This is a genomic window from Collinsella sp. CLA-ER-H5, assembly GCF_040092375.1.
In the GTDB taxonomy this organism is placed as follows: Bacteria; Actinomycetota; Coriobacteriia; order Coriobacteriales; family Coriobacteriaceae; genus Collinsella.
Map to the genome: position 1 here is coordinate 15,575 of NZ_JBBNLR010000012.1, position 22,193 is coordinate 37,767.

14 protein-coding genes are annotated in these 22,193 nt (G+C 59.1%); 4 read left to right on the forward strand and 10 right to left on the reverse strand.

The features are described from left to right. Positions 1-241: 241 nt before the first annotated feature. The 3 genes from pth to gltA all read left to right on the forward strand — a co-directional run bounded on the left by pth (position 242) and on the right by gltA (position 3,484). The gene (gene pth / locus AAAX31_RS05850) at positions 242-871 is read left to right on the forward strand and encodes an aminoacyl-tRNA hydrolase (RefSeq protein WP_006235792.1); all 630 of its coding nucleotides are present in this window, start codon (positions 242-244) and stop codon (positions 869-871) included. A gap of 373 nt (positions 872-1,244) precedes the next feature. Then, on the forward strand, positions 1,245-2,084 hold the full coding sequence (locus AAAX31_RS05855) for a sulfide/dihydroorotate dehydrogenase-like FAD/NAD-binding protein (RefSeq protein ID WP_006235793.1): 840 nt from the start codon (positions 1,245-1,247) through the stop codon (positions 2,082-2,084). Continuing rightward, on the forward strand, positions 2,075-3,484 hold the full coding sequence (gltA, locus tag AAAX31_RS05860) for an NADPH-dependent glutamate synthase (protein WP_022094914.1): 1,410 nt from the start codon (positions 2,075-2,077) through the stop codon (positions 3,482-3,484). Before AAAX31_RS05855 ends, gltA begins: the two co-directional genes overlap by 10 nt. 394 nt (positions 3,485-3,878) lie before the next feature. Here gltA and AAAX31_RS05865 read toward each other — a convergent pair whose 3' ends face one another. After that, a complete protein-coding gene (locus AAAX31_RS05865) occupies positions 3,879-10,499 on the reverse strand; it encodes a leucine-rich repeat protein (RefSeq protein WP_349076523.1) in 6,621 nt (2,206 codons plus the stop codon). A 336-nt stretch (positions 10,500-10,835) separates the two neighbouring features. Then, the gene (locus AAAX31_RS05870) at positions 10,836-13,229 is read right to left on the reverse strand and encodes an LPXTG cell wall anchor domain-containing protein (RefSeq protein ID WP_117769748.1); all 2,394 of its coding nucleotides are present in this window, start codon (positions 13,227-13,229) and stop codon (positions 10,836-10,838) included. Between the two features lie 224 nt (positions 13,230-13,453). Here AAAX31_RS05870 and AAAX31_RS05875 point away from each other — a divergent pair, with 224 nt between their 5' ends. After that, a complete protein-coding gene (locus AAAX31_RS05875) occupies positions 13,454-14,857 on the forward strand; it encodes a helix-turn-helix transcriptional regulator (protein ID WP_349076524.1) in 1,404 nt (467 codons plus the stop codon). Between the two features lie 165 nt (positions 14,858-15,022). On the opposite strand, the gene AAAX31_RS05880 is transcribed toward AAAX31_RS05875, so the two are convergent. The 8 genes from AAAX31_RS05880 to AAAX31_RS05915 all read right to left on the reverse strand — a co-directional run bounded on the left by AAAX31_RS05880 (position 15,023) and on the right by AAAX31_RS05915 (position 22,119). Next, positions 15,023-16,138 carry an AAA family ATPase gene (locus AAAX31_RS05880; RefSeq protein ID WP_117769786.1) on the reverse strand — a complete coding sequence of 372 codons (1,116 nt, stop codon included), beginning with the start codon at positions 16,136-16,138 and terminating at the stop codon, positions 15,023-15,025. 190 nt (positions 16,139-16,328) lie between these two features. Continuing rightward, a complete protein-coding gene (locus AAAX31_RS05885; protein ID WP_022094991.1) occupies positions 16,329-16,952 on the reverse strand; it encodes a cytidylate kinase-like family protein in 624 nt (207 codons plus the stop codon). Between the two features lie 171 nt (positions 16,953-17,123). Beyond that, positions 17,124-17,762: an amino acid ABC transporter permease gene (locus AAAX31_RS05890; RefSeq protein ID WP_055285379.1), complete on the reverse strand. Its 639-nt coding sequence runs from the start codon at positions 17,760-17,762 to the stop codon at positions 17,124-17,126. A 3-nt stretch (positions 17,763-17,765) separates the two neighbouring features. After that, positions 17,766-18,512 (reverse strand): amino acid ABC transporter permease, encoded by a 747-nt coding sequence (locus AAAX31_RS05895; protein ID WP_035136546.1) that lies wholly within the window; start codon positions 18,510-18,512, stop codon positions 17,766-17,768. Between the two features lie 25 nt (positions 18,513-18,537). Next, positions 18,538-19,413, reverse strand: a complete 876-nt coding sequence (locus AAAX31_RS05900; protein WP_117848438.1) for a transporter substrate-binding domain-containing protein — start codon at positions 19,411-19,413, stop codon at positions 18,538-18,540. Positions 19,414-19,421: 8 nt separating this feature from the next. Beyond that, a complete protein-coding gene (locus tag AAAX31_RS05905; protein ID WP_022094215.1) occupies positions 19,422-20,153 on the reverse strand; it encodes an amino acid ABC transporter ATP-binding protein in 732 nt (243 codons plus the stop codon). 247 nt (positions 20,154-20,400) lie between these two features. Further along, a complete protein-coding gene (locus tag AAAX31_RS05910; RefSeq protein WP_117629799.1) occupies positions 20,401-20,844 on the reverse strand; it encodes a GatB/YqeY domain-containing protein in 444 nt (147 codons plus the stop codon). Between the two features lie 54 nt (positions 20,845-20,898). After that, entirely contained in the window at positions 20,899-22,119 is a 1,221-nt protein-coding gene (locus AAAX31_RS05915; protein ID WP_349076525.1) for a peptidylprolyl isomerase, read from the reverse strand. Between the last annotated feature and the right edge of the window lie 74 nt (positions 22,120-22,193).

The window sequence follows — 22,193 nt, forward strand, 5'->3', positions numbered from 1 at the left end:
TATTTGAAGGCAGGGTAGACTTCAAAACAGCGCCATATGGACTAACTAAAGCTCCGAAACAACGTATCGGCATTGAATTGAGCACTTCGAGTCCTCAGAACTTATACGTATCTGAACTAACTGTCCACCTCTGATTTCGACGGCCGTCCAAACGCCCCTAAACGCCCTCAATTACCCTCCATTTGACAGCGGCAACAGGGTCGCTCACCATAGCAGGCGACAAATCAACGAAAGGATAAACATGGCAGCTGCACAGCCGCTTAAGATTCGCATGGTTGCCGGACTTGGCAACCCTGGCGAGGAATATGCCGAGACCCGTCACAACGCTGGTTTCAAAGCAATCGACGAGCTGGCCCGTCAGGCCGGCGTCACGTACTGGAAAAACCAAGCAGGCGCCGAGGTCGCGCTCATCAACATCAACGATCCCGAGGAAGAGGGCGGTAAGCGCCAGATTGTACTGGTCAAGCCGCAGTCGTATATGAATACCTCGGGTGGCCCCATCTCCAAGCTCTGCCGCGAGTACAAGATCAAGGCCGAGGAGCTGCTCGTAATCCACGACGAGCTCGATATTCCCGCCGGCGACGTCCGCGTTAAGGTGGGCGGCGGCCACGCCGGTCACAACGGCCTGCGCTCCATCATCGACAAGATGGGCAGCCGCGACTTCAGCCGCATCCGCACCGGCATCGGCAACCCTCCCGGCAAGATGGCCGTCGCCGACTACGTTCTTAAGCAGCTGCGCGCCCGCGAGGCCGAGGATTTCCAGGACACCTGCGCCCGCGCGGCCGACGCCGCCGGCCTGGCGATCGTGCACGGCGTGGTCTATGCCCGCGACCATGTCAACGGCGCCGCCTCCGCCAACGGCAAGCACTAAAACCTATCATTTAGGAACAGGTTTATTTTGGCAGGTTTTACCTGCGGAAACGCCCCAGTTGCGGCATCGCAATCAACCGCGCGCCGACATACATGCATAGCACCCCAAAGGGGGCCGGCCTCATCACAACCCGAGGCCGGCCCCATTTGCCGTTTTACCTGATAAAACTGACCAAAATAAACCTCTCCCCTTTGGTAGGCCAAAGTGGATAAACCCTGCTCCCAACAGCCGAAGACACACGTAAGTGACATGTCCATGAGGGTATAATTTGCACCGTATGTCTGCACAACGCCTGTGCGCGTACGGTTTTATTCGGGCTACCGTCCATTTCCGTGGAGGCACGGTTCGGCGGCCCTAACAAGAGAGGGGTTCTATGTATAAGATCCTGGAGAAGACGCAGTTCTCGGAGAAGGTGTTCAAGTTCCGCATCGAGGCGCCTGCAATCGCCAAGCATGCGCACGCTGGACAGTTCCTCATGGTTCGCGCCAACGAGACGGGCGAGCGCGTCCCGTTTACCCTGGCCGGCTGGAACGGTGACGAGGGCTGGGTCGAGTTCATCTTCATGGTGATCGGCAAGACCACCGAAATGCTTTCCACCTACGAGGCCGGCGAGTCGCTGCGCGACGTCGTGGGCCCGCTGGGCGTTCCCACCGAGATGGCCGAGGGCCCCTGCGCCGTCATTGGCGGCGGCGTCGGCCTGGCAATTGCCTTCCCGGTCGCCAAGCACCTGGTCGAGACCGGCCACGAGGTGCACGCCATCATGGGCGCTCGCACCAAGGACCTCCTGCTCATGGAGGACCAGTTCCGCGAGCTCCTCGACGAGGACCACATCCACATCACCACTGACGACGGCTCCTACGGCGAGCAGGGCGTTGTCACCGCTCCGCTGGAGCGCCTGCTGCAGGACAAGGCCGTGAGCCAGGTCTTCTGCGTCGGCCCCGTTCCGATGATGAAGTTCTCGACCCTCACCGCCCAGAAGTACGACACCCCCATCACCGCGTCGCTCAACCCCATCATGGTTGACGGCACCGGCATGTGCGGCTGCTGCCGCGTCGAGGTGGGCGGCGTGACCAAGTTCGCTTGCGTCGACGGCCCCGACTTCGATGCCACCCTGGTCGACTGGGATGACCTTCGTGCCCGCCAGGCCGCTTACCGTTCCGAAGAGGGCGAGTCCCTCAAGGCCTATGAGGAAAAGAGCTGCGCATGCCACTAGTTAACGGTCGTTTCGTTGCCGATATGAAATCGCCCCGCACCCCCGATAACGAGGAGCCGGCTGCCGAGCGCGCCTGCGACTTCCGCCCCGTCGACAAGGGCTTCACCGAGGAGATGGCGCTGGCCGAGGCCGAGCGCTGCCTCAACTGCAAGAAGCCGTTCTGTGTTGAGGGCTGCCCCGTCAACATCAACATCCCCCGCTTTATCGAGCAGATCCGCGCGAAGGACTTCGGCGGCGCTCTCGATACCATCCGCGAGGACTCCATGCTTCCCGCCATCTGCGGCCGCGTCTGCCCGCAGGAGAACCAGTGCGAGGGCAAGTGCATCCGTGGCAAGAAGTCCGAGCCCGTGGCCATCGGCCAGCTCGAGCGCTTCCTGGGTGACCGCCCCGAGCTCGCCTCCACGCCCAAGATGGCCCCCAAGAACGGCAAGAAGGTCGCCGTCGTCGGCTCCGGCCCGTCCGGCATCACCTGCGCCGGCGAGCTCGCCCGTAACGGCTTTGACGTTACCGTCTTTGAGGCCTTCTTCACCGGCGGCGGCGTGCTGGTCTACGGCATCCCCGAGTTCCGTCTGCCCAAGGCAGTCGTCAAGCGCGAGATCGACGGCCTGGAGGACATGGGCGTCAAGTTTGAGTACAACTCCGTCGTGGGCAACATGGCCACGGCCGAGGAGCTGTTCGAGCAGGGCTTCGACGCCATCTACGTGGCGACCGGCGCTGGCCTGCCCAAGTTCCTCAACGTCCCCGGCGAGAACCTGCCCAACGTCTTCTTCGCGAACGAGTACCTCACCCGCGTGAACCTGATGAAGGCCAACAAGTTCCCCGAGTACGACACCCCCACCAAGCACGGCAAGAACGTCGTCGTCTTTGGTGGCGGCAACGTGGCTATGGACGCCGTCCGTACCGCCAAGCGTCTGGGCGCCGAGCACGCCATCATCGCCTACCGTCGTACCGAGGACGAGATGCCCTGCCGTCGTGCCGAGCTGCACCACGCCAAGGCCGAGGGCGTCGAGGTTCTGCCGCTCGTCTCCCCGCTCGAGTTTGTCGCTGGCGAAGACGGCTCCGTGTGCGCCGTCAAGGTCCAGAAGATGGAGCTCGGCGAGCCCGACGAGTCCGGCCGTCGTCGCCCGGTGCCCATCGAGGGCGCCATCGAGGAGATCCCCTGCGACGTCGCGATCTCGGCTATCGGCACCAACGCCAACCCCTTCGCAAAAAAGATCGGCGGCAAGATGGAGCTCAACAAGTGGGGCTACATCGTTGCCGACGAGGAGACCGGCCAGACCACCGATCCCCGCATCTGGGCCGGCGGTGACATCGTCACCGGTGCCGCTACGGTCATTCTGGCGATGGGCGCCGGCAAGAAGGCCGCCGCTTCGATCACCAAGAGCCTGCTGGGCGAGTAATCACCTGCGGCGCTAGCCACCAAACGGCAAAGTCCCCGTCGAGCACACGCCCGGCGGGGACTTTTTTTATGCCGGCCGCCCGATCACCACGATGGGGACAGGCACCTTTGTGGTGGTTGGGGACTTGCCCGGTCGTTTTGTCTCAATCTGTAACAGTTAGGCCCTGTTGAGCCTTGTAGTTGTTACAGATCGAGATATTTCTCCAGCCGCCCCCCGCTTTGTCTCAATCTGTAACAGTTGGAGGCCAAATTCCTCGCTACGTGTTATAGATCGAGACGTTAGGTTGGCGGCCGAACAGTTTGTCTCAATCTGTAACACCTGGAACCCAAATATCTGGCTTGGTGTTACAGATTGAGATCTTGCAAAAGCCGAGGATGGGCGCCGTCGCCAAAACCTAGCGCTTGCGGTGCTTGGTCGCGGCAACACCGGCGGCGGCAACGGTTGCGCCGACGATACCCAGGGCGGCGACCGTCATCGCAGTGGCGTCTCCCGTGTTGACGAGCACCGCGTTATCGGACTTCTTACCGTTCTTGCCCTTACCCTTGGACTTGTCCGTCGTCACCGTTGTCGTCGTCGAAGTCGAACCACCCGCAGGAGCCCCGGTACCGCCAGAGCCATCCGCACCGCCACCCTGCTCACCGCTGCCAGGCGTCGGCTTGGGTTCCGGCTTGGGCTCGGGCTCCGGCTTGGGCTCAGGCACCGCCTCATCGGTCACCGTGATCGTAATGTTCAAACGCTCGGAATACTCGCTGTACGACATGCCAGGGCGCTGTGCCGCAATGCGCACATACATGTTGCTATCGAGCGCAATGGGCTCGATGTACTTTACGCGGCCTTCGTCACGGCAGGGGCAGGTGTCGTTGGTGGTGTACCAAATCGTCGTGCCGTCCTCGGCTGAAAGCTCCAGCTTCGTACCCTTGGGCACCGTAATGTAGTTCTCCTTGGGCGACCATGCACCAAACGTCGTCGCACCAATCGTCGCCACCGGTCGCGCCGGTCGCACTGCCTCGGCAGACACGCGCACGTCGACCTGCTTGGACAGCGCCGTGCCGTCCACCGCCGCCGTCAACGTCGTCAAACCGGGCAGAGCACCATGCAGCACAAACGTCGCCGCGCCGTCCTCGCCCGTCACGGCTTGGGTGGCATCGACAGAGCAGATAGCCGAGGACTCCAGCCCAACACTAACCTTGGCGCCCGCGAACGGCTTGCCCGCCTTATCGGTCACGTGCGCCACCAGCTCAAAGTCACTGCCCTCAAGCATGGTCACGGCCTGCTCCACGTTGAGCCTGAGCTTGTCGGCACGAACGCCCACGGCAAGCTCCCCGCTTGCCCAGCGCGACATGGCCGTGCCGGCATAGTTCCGAGCGCCATCAAGCTCAAACGCCACCGTCGAGCCCGCCTCACGCGCATCGGCATAGCGAATGCGCAGCACGCGCGACAACGGCTTGCCATTGGGATCGTCCTGCTTGTCGAGCCACGTATACGTCACGTCGCCCAAGCCCTGCGAGCACAATGCGACCAGGGCATCGTCGCTCGCGTCCATATACTGCGCAAACTCAACCTCGATGCAATCGGTATAGGCATGGGCCGAAGCCACCTCGGGCGCCGCCGTCGACACCAAACCGATGTTCACCTCAGTCTGAATCGGCGGCACGCGCAGCCAAGCCGAACGCGCCTCCTCATACCCGTCCTTGGTCACGCGCACCTGATACCAGCCGGTCGGCGTATTCCAGTTGTACGCACCGTCCGCACCCGTTGCAAGCGGATTGTCCTGCTCATACTCCTCGGCATCCCAACGCGTGGCATTGGTGCCGGCCGCATCGTCGGCGCTCCACAGCTCAACCGTCGCGCCTTCAACCGTATTGGACAGCAGGCCCTCGTACACCACGCCCGCAGGGTCGGGTGCAGCCTTGGCAGCCACATTGCGATAACGCGCCTCAAAGATCGACTGCATCTTCTCATCCGAGATCAAGCCGTCCTTGTTGGCCTTGTAGACCTCGGCATCGGTCAGCTCGCCCCAGTTGACCGTAATACGATTCTGGCATGCGCGCTCCACCTGCTCGCAGGCAACATCGTAGGCGCATTCGGCATTGGTCAGCTTAATCGCGCGCTCCGAACCTACGCTGGTCGAAGCTGCATCATAGGCGGCGCCCACCACGGTACCCGCCGAACCGGCCGTCAGCACGCCGGCGATTGTCATAATGGAGCCCACCGCCACATCGGTGCTGTCGTGGCAGAGCTGGCGATACAGCAGATCCTCAAACGCACGCGCCTTCTCCATGGCGTCACGCAGCGCGTAAATGCACTTCCAGTCGTCCTCGGTCTTCTCGGGCTTGGCAAGCAAGCGCGTATGCTGAAGCTCATAGCCCTCGCGCTCGCCCTTCACCTTCTGCATACGGACGTTCACGTTCTCCCAGTTCTTGCTGGCATCGTTCACGCCGTAAATGCCGGTAAAGATGCCGATACCCTGGGTCGCCGCGGGAAACGCCTGGCCGGCCGCCTTCCACGCATCGGTCTTAAAGACCTGTCCGAACATCTCGCACTCGATCTTATAGCTCTTGAGCGAACGGATCGTGCGGATGAGCTTCATATGGGCGCTCACGTCGCCGTTGAGCTTCCAGGCCATGAGCCATCCGCGCACCTTGGAGTTGTTGAGGCTATGGACCACATTCCAGTTGTCGTACAGGTCGTCCAGAATGTCGCACTGCATGGCGATCGAGTTAAACAGAAGCGCCTGGTTCTTGTTGTTATTGGAGTTCTCGATAAATTCCGACTCGATATAGGCCGTCTGCTCGCCATCGGGCGCGGCGACCTTAAAGCCCTTGACGGTATCGTCGTCAGCCGCCTTGTAGCTCAGCGAGCTGCCGAGCGCCTGGCCCAAATCGTTAAACCCGCTCGTCGACTGGCCGTTGTACTCGCTGGCCTTAATGCCCGCACACTTGTTGAGCGCCGCAGCGGTTGCGTCATTCCAGCTTCCGTATTGGTTGAGCTGGCCGATACCCATCGACTGGCCCACCAGATCCTCGGCCTGCTGGGCAATAAACTCCGCTCGCGATGCATGGTCGACGAGCTCCTTGATGGCGGCCGCATCCGCAGCGTTCGCGCCCTGGGCCGCCGCGAGTTCCTGATACCAATCCTCGCTGGTGCCGTAAGCATCCTCAAAGATCATCTTGTCCACATTGACGCCATAGCTGTCGCCCTGCTGGGTCAGCAGCGCCGCCGACCCGCCGACCGCGGCCTTGAGCTCAGCCGCAAACTGCGCGGCCTCGTCGTTGCCAGCACCATCACCCTCGCCGTCGCTGGCGGCAGGGGCGCGACGAGCCTTACGGGCAGCTCCACCTTGGGCTTCGTCCTCTTTACCGTTCTCGTCCTCCTCGGCAAACGCATCAGCGACCATCTGGTCAATCGCGTCGTTAAAGGCCTCGTCGACATCATTAAACGAGTTATCCATCATATACTCGTGCCACTGCTGCACGGCATTCGAGAACTCCTGCTGGCGCTCCTCGGCCGCGGCGGAATGCTTTTTGGCCGAAGCGTTGGCGTCAAAACTCAGCATGGTCATAAGCTGAGCATTGGAGATGCGGTAGGTCTGCGGCATAAAGATCTGCTCAAAGTTGCCGCAGTTCACATAGGTCGAGTCATTCGCCTTGTTAAACTCGTCGAGCAGCTTAAGGTAACCCTCGTCCACATACTCCGCCACATAGCGCACATGGGTGCCCTCGCGCGACTTTTGAGTCAGAGGAATCGTCACCGTCTTGCCATCCACGCAGTCCACGTACAGGTCGAGCGTGTCGGCGGCCTCTTCGTTTCCCACCTCGAGCGTGATATCGAACGTCCAGTAGGCGTTCTTCTTTTGCGGCAGATGGTGGAAGGTCCACAGACTCTTGCCGGTGTCCTTGCCGTCCTTGACCAGGCTTTGCGTACCGCCACGATACGTCACATCAAAGTTCCAGACCGAAGCGCCCGGAACATAGCGCACATAATTGCGAGCCGTTACCTCGGCAGCAGCGGCGGCAGCAGCGGTCGAGCCCACGCGCGCTTCGAGCGTCACACGCTCGGCGGCAAGCGTATCCTGCGGCAGGTCGTATTCAATCTTGGCACGGCCGAGTTTATTGGTCTTGCCGGTGTACTTTGCGGCCGAGGCGCCCACGCCCACGGTAAGCTGCACGCTTTTTCCGGGCGCTGCGTATACGTAGGCCACATTGCCCAGTAGGCTGTGAACGTCGGTGCTGTCGACCTCGATGCGCGATCCGCTAACCTCGAGTGTGGTGCTTCCCAGCGGCAACGTCACCTCGCCCAGCGTAATAAGCGGCGAGATGGCATAGATGCCCGCGGCCTTAGGCTTAAAGCGCACAAACACATCGGCGCCCATGCCCTTATTCATATTGAGAACGAGGTTGTCGCCCTCCCAAGTTGTGTCAGCCCACATGGCCTCGGAGCTGGCGCCGGCTTCGCGAGAGCCTGCGGACACATCCCCGACGGCATCCTTGGCCAGCGGAATCTCAATCTTGGCAGCCTGGCTGTCCTTGAGCTCGTAATGAATGCGCAGCTCGGTCTCCACGCCAACGACCGCGGACGAATCAGCGATAACCGAGCCCGCCGTCAGCCCGCGCTCGGCACGATACGTCTCCACGTCAAACGTGGGGACGTCGAGCGTCACGTCGAGCTGTTTGCCGTCCTCAATCTTCACCTGCTTTTGCGCGATATGCTTACCCACGGTCAGCCCTAGGCGGCTAAACGTGGAATAGCTCGTCGCTTGGATGTCGTAGCTCGTCTTGTTAAAGGCGACGATGGTGTACGAACCGGCCTTAAGGCGCGGCGTCTCGGCCTTCATGATAGGCGTGGTGCCATCGTCTTCGTAACCCATCAGATAGGTGACGCCGTCGGCGACCAGCTTGCCGTCGGACGTACGGAACACCAGCACGCGGTTAGCGCCCTGGTAGTCGCCCTTGGTCGCGACCGTCGCCGTGCCCCAGGGCTTCAAGTCGATATCGACCTTGCCGGCCGAGGGCTTCACCGTCGCCGTCGTCCCACCCAGCTTGAGGCTGTCTTTGGGCTCGAGCGTTATCTCCAGATCCTGGTCCGCGTCGGCAATGGCCTGCGACACCACGAGCGCTGTGCCCTGGATACGGAAGTCGTTTTCCTTGTCACCCTTGGCAGGCTTAAGCGTCTTGCCGCCGTTCTTCACCGTCAGATCGATGTTATCGAGACTATCGAGCTCAATGCGTTCGGTCTTATCCTGGCCCATAATCGGTTCAAGATAGCCCACGTTGAGCTCAATCGCGCGCGAAGCCGGAATCTTGGTAAAGTCCTCCGCCTTAATCTCTCCGATATTCCATGTGCCCGTCATCTGGTCGCCCGGGCGCGCCAGCACCATGTCATAGTAACCGCTGAGCGAAATGCGCAGCGTTGCTGCCGTCTTGGAGAGGACGTTGGCAGCAACGGAGCCGTCGTCGCCAACCGTCAACGGCGTGGACTGCCCCGCCTGCAAGAGCACGGCCGCCGCGCTCTGGGGAAGTTTGCCCGTCACCTGGGCCGCCTCGCCCATCCACTCAAACGTGTAGGCAGGCTTCGAGGAATCGACGGAGTCCTTGCGATCGGCCACGGCATCGGCAAGCTTTTTGACCATCGAGGGGTTGCCAGCCGAATCGGTCGCATAGGCATAGATGGTCTGGCCTTCACCAAAGGGAATCGTATACGTTACGCCATCGATTGTCACGCGCTCATTATAGTCGCCCGGATAGCCCGCCTCACCAAACTGAAGATCGGGGTTCATCACGCGCAGGGCAACGGCATTATGGTTCGTCTCGTTTCCGTATCTCGTGTTCTCAAAAGCTCCCCACTCTATCATTTCCACGCTTTTGGGTAGCACAATCTCTTTGCCGGCAATCGCAGGATCAAGAGAGGCGAACGCGAGCGCCCCGATAGATTTGACACCATCGCCGATCGTCACCGATGACACGTGCGAGCACCCGTCAAAGGCATAGCGCTCAATCCGCTCCACCGTGCCCGGCACGTTGATCTGCGTAAAGGTGAGTACCGTTGTGTCCGAGACATAGAACTGCGGTACGCCGCAATTGGCGAAGGCGCGATAGTCGATAGTCTTAACCGAAGGTGGCAGCGTTGCCACCACATTGTCGTCAAGCTGTTCGCAGCCCTCAAAGGCCTGCTCGGGAATCGTGGTAAAGGCCGCGTTGTTGGGCCAGGTCACCGTGTGAAGTGTCTTGCTTCCAGTAAACGCATTCCAGCCCAGTTCCTCAACCGAATCGGGCAGTGCGATTTCCTTGATGCTGCTGCCGCCCAAACCGCCCACAGAGCGGATATGCGAATCGGGGGCAAACGTAATTGATGTGAGCGCAACGTTTCCCATGCCCTTAAGACTCACGACATTTTTGCCGTCGATGGTCGAGGGCACCTCCAACGTGGTAATGCCCGCGTCGCCATACTCGATAGAAATTTCGTTGGTGAGGCTATCGATCGAGAAGTAGTACTGCGCGGGAGTCTGCTCGCCGGCCACGTAGCCATCATCGTATTCGCCTTTTACGCCCGTAGCGCCCTTCGAGGTCATCCAGAGCCCAAGATCCTCATTCCAGGTTGCTTCGGCTTCGGCGGTCTCCTCCTGCTTCTGCTGCTCGGCGAGTTCCTTGCCCTCGACAAGATCAGTGGCGAGCGTACCCGCAGGTGTGCTCTCGGTCTGCCCGGCGCCCGTTAGGCCCGCCGCCGATGCAATCTCGGAGGGCGGGGGCGTAGGGGTATCACCGCTATCGAGCACTGTGGGGTCGGCGGCGCCGGCATCGGGCGCGGGGTCGGCGGAAGCAGAGTCTGACGTTTGGGCGTCAGCCGAATCGGCGGGAGCGGCGTCGGCTGCTTGGCCGTTATCCGTCTGCACAAAAGTGCCGTCGGTGTTGAGGGCCTCAGCAAACGCGCCCGCGGGAAACGAACCCGTCACCATCGCGAGGGTCACCGTGGCAACCGTCAGCCGTCGGCAAAGCGCTCGAGCAGTAGTCCACCTCATGGTCGTTCCTTTCCTGCAAACCAAAAGTCATCCAGCGTAATCGTTGTCCAAAAACAAAGCGAACGGTAGGTTCATATATACGAACCTACCGTTCTACCTGCGCAAACCACCACAAAGGGGACAGGCACCTTTACGGTGGTTCTGGACTCGGCCGGTCGGTTTGTCTCGATCTGTAACAGCTAGAGGTCAAATTCCCCGCTTGGTGTTACAGATCGAGACATTAGATTGGCGGCCATTCGGTTCATCTCAATCTGTAACATCTAGAGCCGTTTTGGGCAGTTTGGTGTTACAGATCGAGATTTTGCTGAAGCCGAGGATAGGCGCCGTCACCAAAACCTAGCGCTTGCGGCGCTTGGTCGCGGCGATGCCTGCGGCGGCAACGGTTGCGCCGGCGATGCCCAGGGCGGTGACCGTCATCGCGGTGGTGTCGCCCGTGGCGGCCAGGACGGCGGCGGACTTTTTGGCCGGCGTGGCTTTCTCAACCGTCTTGCTCACCGTGGTGGTCGTAGCCGGCTTGGCCGCGGGTTTGGTCTCGGGCTTCACTTCGGGCTTGGTCTCGGGCTTAACCTCAGGCTGCGGTGTCGGCTTGGGATCCGGCGTAGGTTGCGGATCGGGAGTCGGCGTGGCTTCAGGCGTAAAGGTCAGATCGGTGTTGAGCCACAGGGTGTAGATCCAGCCGCTGTCCTCATCGGATACGCTATCCGCGACCTGGTAGCCGCACTCCTGGCCGTTGATCATCAGCTTGGTGTCGGGCGTGAAGTAGAAGCCGCGCGCGGACTTGAGGTAGATGCCGTAGCGATAGGTCACGCCAGGCTTAAAGGCGTCGATGTGATTCGTAATGTTCTGATCCCAGAACTTCTGAGAGTTCACTTCGCTGCCATCGCTGCCCGTCCAGAACTCACACTGAGGAAGGGAGTTGGAGGCCGTCGGAACATTCGCCGTAAAGACCGGCTTGTCGCCCGCCTTAAAGATAGTCGTGGCGCCGTTGATCTCGATAACGTCGATTGCCCGCCATTCATCAATCGGCTGCTCGCACAGCATATTGTCAGTGTGTGGCGCGAAGACGCCGTTGGCGGTCTTGATGTGGTGCGCCCAATGACCGTTGACGTTCATTTCGCAGTCATCAGCCACGGTATTGTCGCCCTTGAGCCTCAGCTCAACGGAATACATGTAGAACTTGCCCTCTTCGAAGTGGTCGATCTTCTTCATGCCCGGCGTGTACATTGCGGGATCGGAATACCAGAAGGCAACGGGCTTGAGCTCCGCAGGGTCGCTGCCATCCATCTCTTCCCAGCACTCATAGGCGATCTCATACTTATCGGCATCGGCGGCAGGAATCGTCGCGGTCGCACGCGGCGCCTCGCCGGGCGCATAGTCGGTTTTCACATCGTTGACGTTTAGATTCTCAAGAGCTTCGTTTTCCGACGAAGCAGGCATCGTAATTGTTTTAATAGCAGGGACATACAGGAATTCTCCGCTTAGACTCGACTTTACGGTTTCCCCGTTTACGGTAACAACGGTTTCATCGCTGAAGGAATATCCGTCTTTTGGCTTCAGCATAAGAGAATACACGTACTCTTTCCCGCTTTTAAACTTTGTAATAGTCGGCAGGGAACCATGTGAGCCGTTATCGGAATACCAGGCAGCAACGGGTTCGTTGTTTTCAAATTCCTGCCAGCATTCATAAGCGATTTCGTATTTATCTGCATCGTAGTTAGGGACACCTGCCGTCGCCTGCGGACCAGTATCCAGCTGCCAATTGAAGTTCGTATTCTGAACATTGGCAAAGGAGATGGATTCCGATTCTGATTCCGCTGCCGGGATAACAAGGCACGCCCTCTCGTAGACATGGGTGCGGGTGTAGTAGTCATCCCGGATCTCGTTAATAGTGGGTTTCCCGGTCGCCTCGGTATCTCCTTTAAAGGCGTCGTCCGGATCACCGATGATGATATTCCCGGGCTCTGTACCCGTATACGTAAGCTTGGATCCATCATAGGTGGTCGTCATCTTGGACTTATTCTCCTTGTACTCCGTAAAGTACTTCTGCTCCTCCTTCTGTCTCTGAATCTTGCTGATATCCAGGGTAAGCGTTGTTTTATTGCTCGCACTGTCATACGCCGCATGGACGATCAAGTCCCCCAGGCCGATAAAAGTCAAAGCGCTACCATCGAGAGCAGACTGGTCTCCATCTACAAGGGCAATCCCCTTCACATACTCAATCGTTTCTTCTTTCTTGATGTCGGTGTAATTGTTCCGCACCGTAATATTGACCCTAACGCCGCTGCCGCCAACAACATCGGTCACACCGCAGGGCATGATGGCGTCATTCGCCGGCGTGGCGGCGTTGTCGCTGGGAGTATTTTGTTCAGCGGGTGCCGCATCGTTGGATTCATCGGTGGCGCCAGTCGGGGCCGTCTGCTGAGGCTCAGCGGTGGCTTGCGCCGCCGGAGCAGCATCGGCTGCAGGCACGGTCGAAGCGGCTGGTGCGGTCGTTGCGGCCGTATCCTCCGCAACCGTCGGCGTCACCGGAGCCGCGGCAACTTCATCCGTCCCAGCGGCGGGATCGGCGCATTCCGTCGCCAGCGCCACGCTCGGCAGCAGCAGCTGGCCGACCATAAGCGCACACGCGCCGGCGCAAGCTATTTTGGCACCCACACAACACCGGGTACCGTGAACCAGCGAGCAGGTGCGCTCACGCTGAGTTTGCTTATCAAAGTGGCTTCCGCACATAACGCCCTCCTTGGTCGTAGGGACACCACCACAAAGGTGCCTGTCCCCTTTGTGGTGGTCCTGTACCACCAAGATGTGTCAAATGACTCCGTATGCCTAGGTTCGTAGATGTGAACCTAGGCCTCTACCTGCGGTTTAATTCAATATGATTTCACCATCGCCACACTCGTCCCGGGAACGCTACAATCGAGGACACGATCATTCGTCCACCCAAAGGACTGTCCTTGAACCTGAGCAAGCCTAAAATTAACGCGCTTTTGGCACTCGCGCTCTTTACCTTCGTCTTCCTTGCCGCCGAGTTTCGCTTCGATATCAATATCGGGCTACTCGCCGGCGCCGAGCGCGTTGTGCTCGCACAGGGCCTTATCCTTGGCGCCAGCGTGATCGGCTTTATCGGATACGCTCCGTTGCTTGATCATGCGCAGCGCAAAGGCCAGCCTCAGGCAGTTGTCAGTGCCGCCGTCCCTATCGCCATCTTGGGGCTGATTCAGATCCAGTCCCCCACGGCCCCGCTTGCCCTCGAGATTCTGGGCTGCCTCGCATTCCTCGGACTCGGCCTGTTAGGCGCCGCAGCGCACCACGCCTTTTCGTTGGCATTCCAAGATGATCCCAAGCTCGCCACCGGTGCGGGAGCGGCCTATGCCGCGGGCATCCTGATGCAGTTCGCCGTCAACCTGCTCAATTGCGGTGGCATCGTCGAGCTCATCGTCCTTGGCGCAGCGACTATCGCCATCTCCGCCCTCAGCGTCGTTCCCCAAAAGGCCGCCGAGAGCTCCAACTCCGCCATCAATCCCTTTATTGAGCCCTCTCATGCCCTCGCCAAACAGTCATGCTGGAGCATCGCGCTCGTCATGATTCTTGCCTGCTTGTTCTCGACCCTCGACAACGTGGTCACACTCTCCAACGCCCACGGCACCATTGCCGTGCAAACCTGGCCGCGCCTCTTTTTGGCGGCAAGCGGCCTTGCCGCCGGTCTTATCTTTGACCTTGCCGAGCGCCGCTACATGGGACTTGTCATGCTCGGCATCGCCGTGCTCTCGACCATTTCCATCCTGGCCGTGGAGGCCGGCGCCGATCCCAACCTGGGCCTTGTCGTCTTTTATCTGAGTTCGGGCTTTTTTGTCACGTTCTTTACCGCCACCTTTACACAGCTGGCACCGCGCATGCATGCGCCCGCCCTCTGGGCCGGCATGGGACGCGCCGACAACAATGTATGCGCATTCACTACATCGGGCCTCTCGCTGGCGCTCGTAACCTCGGACAACGTTGCCCTCATTATGATCGGCGCGCTCGTTTTGCTCGTCGCCGCCTGCGCGGCATTCGTGGCAGCCGGCCTGTTTCGCCTGCCCCAAACCGAGCAGGAGCGCGAGCGCGAGCAACTGGCAAAAGAAGCACTCACCGCCCCCACCATCGAAGAGCAACGCCAGGCCTTCATCGCCGACCACGCTCTCACCCCGCGCGAAGTCGACGTGCTCATAGCCGTGACCCAGGATGAACGCCCGCTCAAGCAGGTCGCCGAGGAACTCGGCATCTCGATGCGCATGGTACAGCGCCACCTGAGCTCTATCTACCAAAAGACCGACACGCAGACGCGCGCCGGTCTCGCCAAAGCCTTCCCCTCTGCCTAAAACAAAAACCACCACAAAGGCCCCCTTTGCGGTGGTTTGAGCGGAGCAGAAGGCCACTCTGCCAGTTTGTCTCAGTCTGTAACAGATAGGCCCCTAAAAGCAGGCTTATTGTTACAGATCGAGACAGTAAAGGGACACGAAGCGATCCTTCGCAGCAACGACCCTCTAGTAAAGCGATGCGACATATCGGCCAAAGCCTGGCAATGCAAACTCAAAACGTCCTTGTAGAGGCTCTTCAATTACCCCAGCCTCTACCAGACGCTTTTTATACGTTGAAATCGAACCGGAACTCTTCTTAAGCCTCGCTGCCAGCTCTTGCCTGGTCGTCGTCCCAACCGGATTCATTGCACGAAGAAATTCAAGGTCCCCTCGTGAAAGTTCCGCCGCTGTTGAAGCGAAAACTCGCGATTCCAGCTCCTCTTGCGCAAGTTTCGCGCCTCGTTCGACATCCTCAATAGAAACCTCGGAGGCTTGGCGCGAAGCATTCCATGCCCGATACCCCACCAACTGGAACATAAATGGAAAGCCATCGATCGCCTTGGCAGCGAGGTCAATCGCCTCATCAGAAATCGTCTTGCCGCCGTCCTCAATCGTTAGTCGAAACGCTTCTTTTACCTCAGTCGGTGAAATTGATCCCAGCGAATGTTGAGCCGCGCGACGAAGAAACGATGTCGATTTCCCCGTCAGCAGCGCCAGCACGCGAAACGGCAGCCCCGCCATAAGCAAAGCTACCTTTTTATTCTCGCTTACAAAGTGCTGGTAGGTAGTAACAAGCTCCGTCATTTGCGCAAACGATACATCCACTTCGTCAACGGCGATAAGCACCCCGGTGTCAGTCGCTTCAAGCTGAGCAAACAAAGCGTTCATCTTAGTACGCCAGTTAGCGCCCTCAAATTCAACATCGATGTTTTCCCAGCTCATGCTTCCTACGTGGGCAATGCCGACACTGTTCACACGCCTAGAAGCGGGCTTTTCGATCAGATGGGCGGCTGATTCGTTGAGGCGCTGCAAAATGTCTTCGAGCATCCCCTCCGAGGCCGTCACATTCGCTGTAATCCAGCCCTCTTGCTGGGCGCGGTACGACAGATATGCCAAAAGCGCCGTTTTACCTGTACCACGTGCACCATAGAAAACCGAGCAAAGATTGGGATCGGAGTCGTCATTTTCAAACGCCAGCACCATATCATCGATGATTTGCTCACGGCCGGCCATATACGCCGGTACACGTCCGAACATCGGCGTGAATGGATTTGCCTGCCTGTACGCCGTCGGTGCCGCCATAAAGCCTCCCTTGAACTCATACAACTTAATTATGCCCCTACAATCTTTAAGTATTTTGAGCATCTTTGAGTTTTTTGAGCATCTTTGAGTTCTTTGAGTGATCGGCCCCCGCAGAACCAGTTGACTTTCTCCGCCTAAAACAAAAACCACCACAAAGGTGCCTGTCCCCTTTGTGGTGGTTTTTGATCGATTAGCCTTCGAGCTGCGCCACTTTGTAGCGGTAGGCGGCGGCGATGACGTCTTTACAACCCTCGCGGCCCAGCTTGGCGCGGTTGACGACGATGTCCTTGCCGCTCGTCATCTTCCACTTGCCGGCGCTGTAGCGCTTGTAGAATGCCTCGCGCGCCTTCTGCTGCTGTTTAACTAGCTTGGCGCCCTTCTTTTTGTTGAGGCCGCGCTTTTTGCGCACGATCTCGACGCGGTCCTCAAAGGGAGCGGTCACCAATACGGCAATGTGGTTGGGGTTGTTACGCAGCAGGTAATCGGACAGGCGGCCTTCGATAATGCAGCTCTCGGTCTCACCCAGATCCAAAATCACCTGGCTCATCTTTTGGAACAACTTGTCCGAGTACGAACGCGCATCGTAACGGTCGGGCAGAAAAGCCATGTTCTCCACGGCCAGGCGCTCGTCGTAAGCGGCCATCTTGTCGAGCGACTCGCCCGCGCGCAGCGAAGCACGCACCAGCAGCTCGTTATCGTACAGCGGAATCCCCAACTCGTTGGCGAGGATGCGTCCGATCTCGTGGCCCTCGGCACCAAAGTCGCGCGCGATGGTAATGACCACGGGGCTCTTTTTGTTCTCCAGATCGCTCATCGCGATTCCTTTCTAACAAATGAGAAATAGGCGATTCCTGATTCTCATTTTGTCACTTACGACCGTCCTGGTTTCCCAAGTGCGGCAGATTGCCCCGAAAGAGGAGCGCCGCGTACTAAATGTACGCAAGCGACGATTGAGGGGCAAGATGCCGTGCTTGGGGAAGCAGGACTACGCTGCCACAATACGGCGTTGATATGCTCGGACCAGCAACGAGATACCAAAGTTGAGCACAAAGTACATCGCAAACACCAGGCCGTAGAGCATAAGCACCTGCGACAGGTCGATCGCGTGAGCCATCACAACGTTTGCCGTGTACATGAGCTCGGCCACGTTAATGCCCGAAAGATACGAGCTGTCCTTAATGACGGTCGTGCACTGGCTAAACAGCGCCGGAATGATCGTCTTAAACGTCTGCGGCAGAATGATATAGCGCATGGTGGCAAAGAAGCCGAAGCCCTGGCTCTGCGCCGCCTCAAACTGGCCGCGCGGAATCGAGTTGAGGCCGCCACGCACAATCTCGGCCATAACAGCGCTGGTAAACAGCGTAAAGGCGATGGTCGAAATCACAATGTCCAAACCCTGCACCGTAAAGTAGATAAACAGAATCCACAGCAGGTTTGGCGTACAGCGGAACAGCTCGATATAGGCGCTCACCAAAATACGGAACGGGCGGGGCGCATAGCTTTTAACGAGCGCCAGCACCGTGCCAAAGATGAGCGAGAAAAAGATCGACAGCGCCGAGATCTCGATCGTCTTAACAAAGCCGCCCCAAATGTAGAGCAGGTTGGTCGCGTTGAAGATTTCCATGCGCTAGGCCTCCTCTACGTTGTCGAGTCCCAGCTCGGCCAGGCTCACGCCGCGCGGACGCTCCTTGGAGCGGCGCTCGAGCCACTGCACCAGCATGGCGAGCGGAAAGCAGATGATGAAGTACATAAGGCAGCAGACGATGTATCCCTGCAGGTAACCGTACAGACTCACAAAGTTGTCGGAACGGTACATAAGGTCGCCGCCGGCCACAAGCGCCAGCACCGACGTGTTCTTGACCAGGTTGAGCGCCTGGTTACACAGCGGCGGCAGAATAATCTTGAATGTCTGGGGCAGCACGATGTACCAGTACGCCTGCGCACGGGTGAAGCCCTGGCTCTGGGCCGCCTCCATCTGACCGCGCGGAACCGCCTCGATACCAGTGCGGATGACCTCCGAAATGTAGGCCGCGTGATACAGGCCCACACCCAAGAAGCCCAGCACGAACGGCGCGATGCGCACCGGCTGGTCGGCACCGGTTATGGCCTGCAAAAACTGCGGACCAGCCATGTACATAAAGAGCACCTGCACGGGCAACGGGGTGTTCTGGTAAAACTCCACATACACACGGCTTATGGCGCGCAGCACGCGCGAGCGAGTGGTAGAGAACACGCCCAGCAGCGTGCCCAGCACCAGCGATAGCAGCAGGCCGGCAACGACCACCTGCAGCGTCACGCCAAAGCCCTCCCAGAAGGGCCCCATGTTTTGAAATGTCGTCGACCAGCGGTCGGCGTCAAACAATCCTTCGAGCATTTGATTCCTTCCTTGGACGATGCGCCTATACAAGACCCCAGGTCTTGACCTCTTGGTCGAGCCAGCCATCGGCCAGGCGATCGCAAACTACCTGATCGACCACAGCCGAAAGGTCGCAGCCCTTCTTGGTCGCCACGCCGTAGCCCTGCTCGCCAAACTTGACCTCGGGCTGCAGCAGCTCAACGGTCTCGTTCATGTAACCGGCCAGCGTGGAGCGGTCCATGGCAAAGACGTCGATATTGCCGGCGTCGAGCGAACTCTTGATGATGGGATAGCCGCTAAAGGCCCTAAACTCGGGCTTGCAGCTAAAGCCGTTGTCCTTGATCATCTGCTCGATCAGGCCCTGCGTGGTGGCACCCTGGCTCACGCCAATAACCTTGCCGTCCAGGTCCTCAATCGAGGTAAAGCCCGAACGTTTCTTGACCATGAGTCCCACGTAGTCGGTGCGGTACGGCGTCGAAAAATCCCAGCTCTTCTTGCGCTCGTCGGTGATGGTGTAGGTCGCCGCGACCACGTCGAGCTGGCCGTTATCGATCAGTGGGCCGCGCGTCTTGGGCGTTACGTCGGTAAACTCGACAAGCTCCTGGGCGCGGGCCTCCTTGTAGCTCACGCCGAAGACGGCAGCGGCGATCTGGTAGCACAAATCGACTTCCATGCCCTCAAAGCGGCCCTTGGCGGTGTCGTAATAGCCGTAGCCGGGAACATCCTTCTTAACGCCGGCATTCAGATGGCCACGCGACTTAATGGCCGCAAGCTTGGACCCCTTGTCGGAGCCCTCGCCACTGGTGGAGTTGCCACAACCGGTAAGCGCGGTCCCCGTCAACGCGAGCATGCCGGCGCCCGCCAGCTGCAAAAAGTGACGGCGCGACACGGCCGCCCTCGTCATATCCGTCATGTCCATCACCGCGCCTAGTGCAGAATCTTGGACAGGAACTCGCGGCAGCGCGGGTTCTCGGGGTTATCGAAGAAGTGCTCGGGCGTGCCCTCCTCCAAAATGCGGCCGTCCTCCATAAAGATGACGCGGTCGGCCACCTGGCGTGCAAAGCCCATCTCGTGCGTCACGCAGATCATGGTGATATCTTCCTGCGCAAGCTCGATCATAACGTCCAGAACCTCCTGGACCATCTCGGGGTCGAGTGCCGAGGTCGGTTCGTCAAACAGGATGATGGGCTGCTTGGTGCACAGGGCACGGGCGATGGCGATGCGCTGCTGCTGACCACCCGAGAGATTCTGCGGATACTCGCCGGCCTTATGCGCCATGCCGACGCGCTTGAGCGCAGCGATGGCGATCTCGGTCGCCTCCTCCTTGCTCTTCTTTTGCAGTTTGATGGGCGCGAGCGTCAGGTTGCCCAGCACCGTCATGTTGGGATACAGGTTGAACTGCTGAAACACCATAGAGCTATACTTGCGAGCCATCTCCAGGTGATTCTTTTTGGTGAGCGGCGTACCGTCGATGACGACCTCGCCCGACGTGGGCTCCTCCAGATAATCGACGCAACGGATGAGCGTCGACTTACCCGAACCGGAAGGCCCGATCATTACGAGCTTCTCGCCGCGCTTGACGGTGAGATTGATATCTTTGAGCACATGCAGGTCGCCAAAGTACTTGTTGAGATGCTTGATCTCGATCATGTCTGCCATGAATGTCCCTTCCCTGCGTTTACACGAGTTGAACTATTGTACGGAAAGAACCGCGTTTCCGCAGCCCACACTACATTCCCGTAAAGAACCCGCAACCTTTAACCCACTCATTGGGGACGGGCTTAAATGAGTACCCGCTCATTGGGCACTCATTTAAGCCCGTCCCCAATGATTGCCCAGCCCAGCAAAAAGGGGCGCGACCGCAATGGTCACGTCCCCTTAACATCAACTATGTACCGCTCGGCCCTTAAGCCAGCTTTGCTCCGACGATCTTTGCCGCGGCAGGCTTGTCGAAGTTGCCGCCGGTGGCTTTGCCGAGCGCCCCCATGACCTGGCCCATCTGCTTCTTGGACGTGGCGCCCAGCTCGGCGATGACCTGCTCGATCAGAGCCTCGAGCTCCTTGCCCGAAACCTGCGCGGGCAGCAGGCTCTCCAGAATCTTGACCTGCTCGGTCAGGTTGTCGGTACGCTCCTGGTCGGTGCCGGCCTTGATGGACATCTCCAGCGTCTCGCTCGTCTGCTTGATCAGACGCTTGATCATGCTGTTGACGTCTTCCTCGGTCACATCGCGGCGCTCGTTAACCTCGATATTCTTCACCTCGGCCTTAACCTGGCGAATGATGGACAGGCGAACCTTGTCCTTGGCCTTCATGGCCGCGATCATTTCCTTCTGCAGCTCTTCGTTGGTCATCTGCAAATCCTCTCTAATAGCGTGGGCGGCACTCGCGCGAGCACCGCCCCATGATTACTCAGTCGTCGACGAATCGTCGGTCGAACTCTTGGTGACGCCCTTCAGGCTCACGTTATAGGGTACGTCCTTGGGCATGGGATTGACGGTAATGTCGGCGTCCTTCTTGTACTGCTCCAGCCACTCGCTGTACGCGGTGCTGGCCGCCTGCGTCTTCACCACGTTGGAGACATACTTCTTGATGTCCTTGGGTACCTGCTTGATGTCATCAACCTGATTATCGACATGGAAGTAGTCGGTGCACTTGATGATGTGGTAGCCATAGGTCGACTCGATGACTTCGCTCACGTCGCCCTTGTTGAGTCCCTCGAGCGCCGTCTGGTAGCTGTCGACAAAGGTGGTGAGCTTATCCCAGCCCACATCGCCCTTCTTCTCCTTGGAGCCGGTGTCGTCGGAGTACTGCTCAACGGCGTCCTCAAAGCTCAGCTCACCGGAGTTGATCTTGTCCAGGCACTCCTGCGCCTTGGCCTTGGCGGCAGCCTTGTCCTCGTCGGAAGCGTCGGAATCAACCTTGATCAGGATGTTCGACGAGCGGCGGGCGTCGTTGTAGCTGGACAGGTTTTCGTTGATGTAATCGACAATCTCGCTGTCCTTGGGCTTGCTCGTGGGCGCGACGGCATCCTTGAGTTTCTGCTGCGCCAGGCTCTCCTTGAGCGAATCCTTGTAGGTGTCCTCGGTATAGCCGTAGGTCTTGAGGGTCTTCTTAAAGGCCTTGGCACCGCCCGCGCTCTTGCACGCGTCCTTCCAAGCCTTCTCGACCTCCTCATCCGACACCGTCACGCCGTTCTCCTTCTGTGCCTGTTGAAGCAGAATCTGCTGTGTGTAGGAGTCGATGAGTTGCTTACGGTACTTCTTGGGAGTGAGGTCGTTGTCAACCAGATACTGCGCCCAATCCTCATCCTTGGTGTAGCCGTAGGACGTGCGCATGCTCATGATCTGCTTGGTCACGGTGTCCTCGGTGAGGTTGGTACCGTTGATAGTAGCAGCAACGCCGCCGGTCAGCTTGTAGCCCGAGGTGTCCTCGGCCTGCGACATAAGGCCAGAGCACGCCATCGCCGAGACGGAAAGCAGCATCGCCAGCACGCCGATGACCACCAGAACGATCTTGACGGTCTTAGACACGTACGTCTTGCGCTGCTTCTTGCGAGAGCTGGAGGCAGCGCGGGCCTGCTGCTCGGGCGTCGGCGCGGCCTCGGAGTTCTTTTTCTTATTTGCCATAGTTGGCCTTTCGCATAACGAATCGAACAAACGCCATTGTGTCACAACGCAGCCCCCGCGGCACGCTTGGTGCA

What these genes read in the sequence shown, in the direction of transcription:
- AAAX31_RS05890 (WP_055285379.1), bottom strand. Translation starts at nt 17,762, where the DNA reads ATGGAAATCTTCAACGCGACCAACCTGCTCTACATTTGGGGCGGCTTT.
- AAAX31_RS05880 (WP_117769786.1), bottom strand. Translation starts at nt 16,138, where the DNA reads ATGGCGGCACCGACGGCGTACAGGCAGGCAAATCCATTCACGCCGATG.
- pth (WP_006235792.1), top strand. Translation starts at nt 242, where the DNA reads ATGGCAGCTGCACAGCCGCTTAAGATTCGCATGGTTGCCGGACTTGGC.
- gltA (WP_022094914.1), top strand. Translation starts at nt 2,075, where the DNA reads ATGCCACTAGTTAACGGTCGTTTCGTTGCCGATATGAAATCGCCCCGC.
- AAAX31_RS05870 (WP_117769748.1), bottom strand. Translation starts at nt 13,229, where the DNA reads ATGTGCGGAAGCCACTTTGATAAGCAAACTCAGCGTGAGCGCACCTGC.
- AAAX31_RS05865 (WP_349076523.1), bottom strand. Translation starts at nt 10,499, where the DNA reads ATGAGGTGGACTACTGCTCGAGCGCTTTGCCGACGGCTGACGGTTGCC.
- AAAX31_RS05900 (WP_117848438.1), bottom strand. Translation starts at nt 19,413, where the DNA reads ATGGACATGACGGATATGACGAGGGCGGCCGTGTCGCGCCGTCACTTT.
- AAAX31_RS05895 (WP_035136546.1), bottom strand. Translation starts at nt 18,512, where the DNA reads ATGCTCGAAGGATTGTTTGACGCCGACCGCTGGTCGACGACATTTCAA.
- AAAX31_RS05915 (WP_349076525.1), bottom strand. Translation starts at nt 22,119, where the DNA reads ATGGCAAATAAGAAAAAGAACTCCGAGGCCGCGCCGACGCCCGAGCAG.
- AAAX31_RS05885 (WP_022094991.1), bottom strand. Translation starts at nt 16,952, where the DNA reads ATGAGCGATCTGGAGAACAAAAAGAGCCCCGTGGTCATTACCATCGCG.
- AAAX31_RS05855 (WP_006235793.1), top strand. Translation starts at nt 1,245, where the DNA reads ATGTATAAGATCCTGGAGAAGACGCAGTTCTCGGAGAAGGTGTTCAAG.
- AAAX31_RS05905 (WP_022094215.1), bottom strand. Translation starts at nt 20,153, where the DNA reads ATGGCAGACATGATCGAGATCAAGCATCTCAACAAGTACTTTGGCGAC.
- AAAX31_RS05910 (WP_117629799.1), bottom strand. Translation starts at nt 20,844, where the DNA reads ATGACCAACGAAGAGCTGCAGAAGGAAATGATCGCGGCCATGAAGGCC.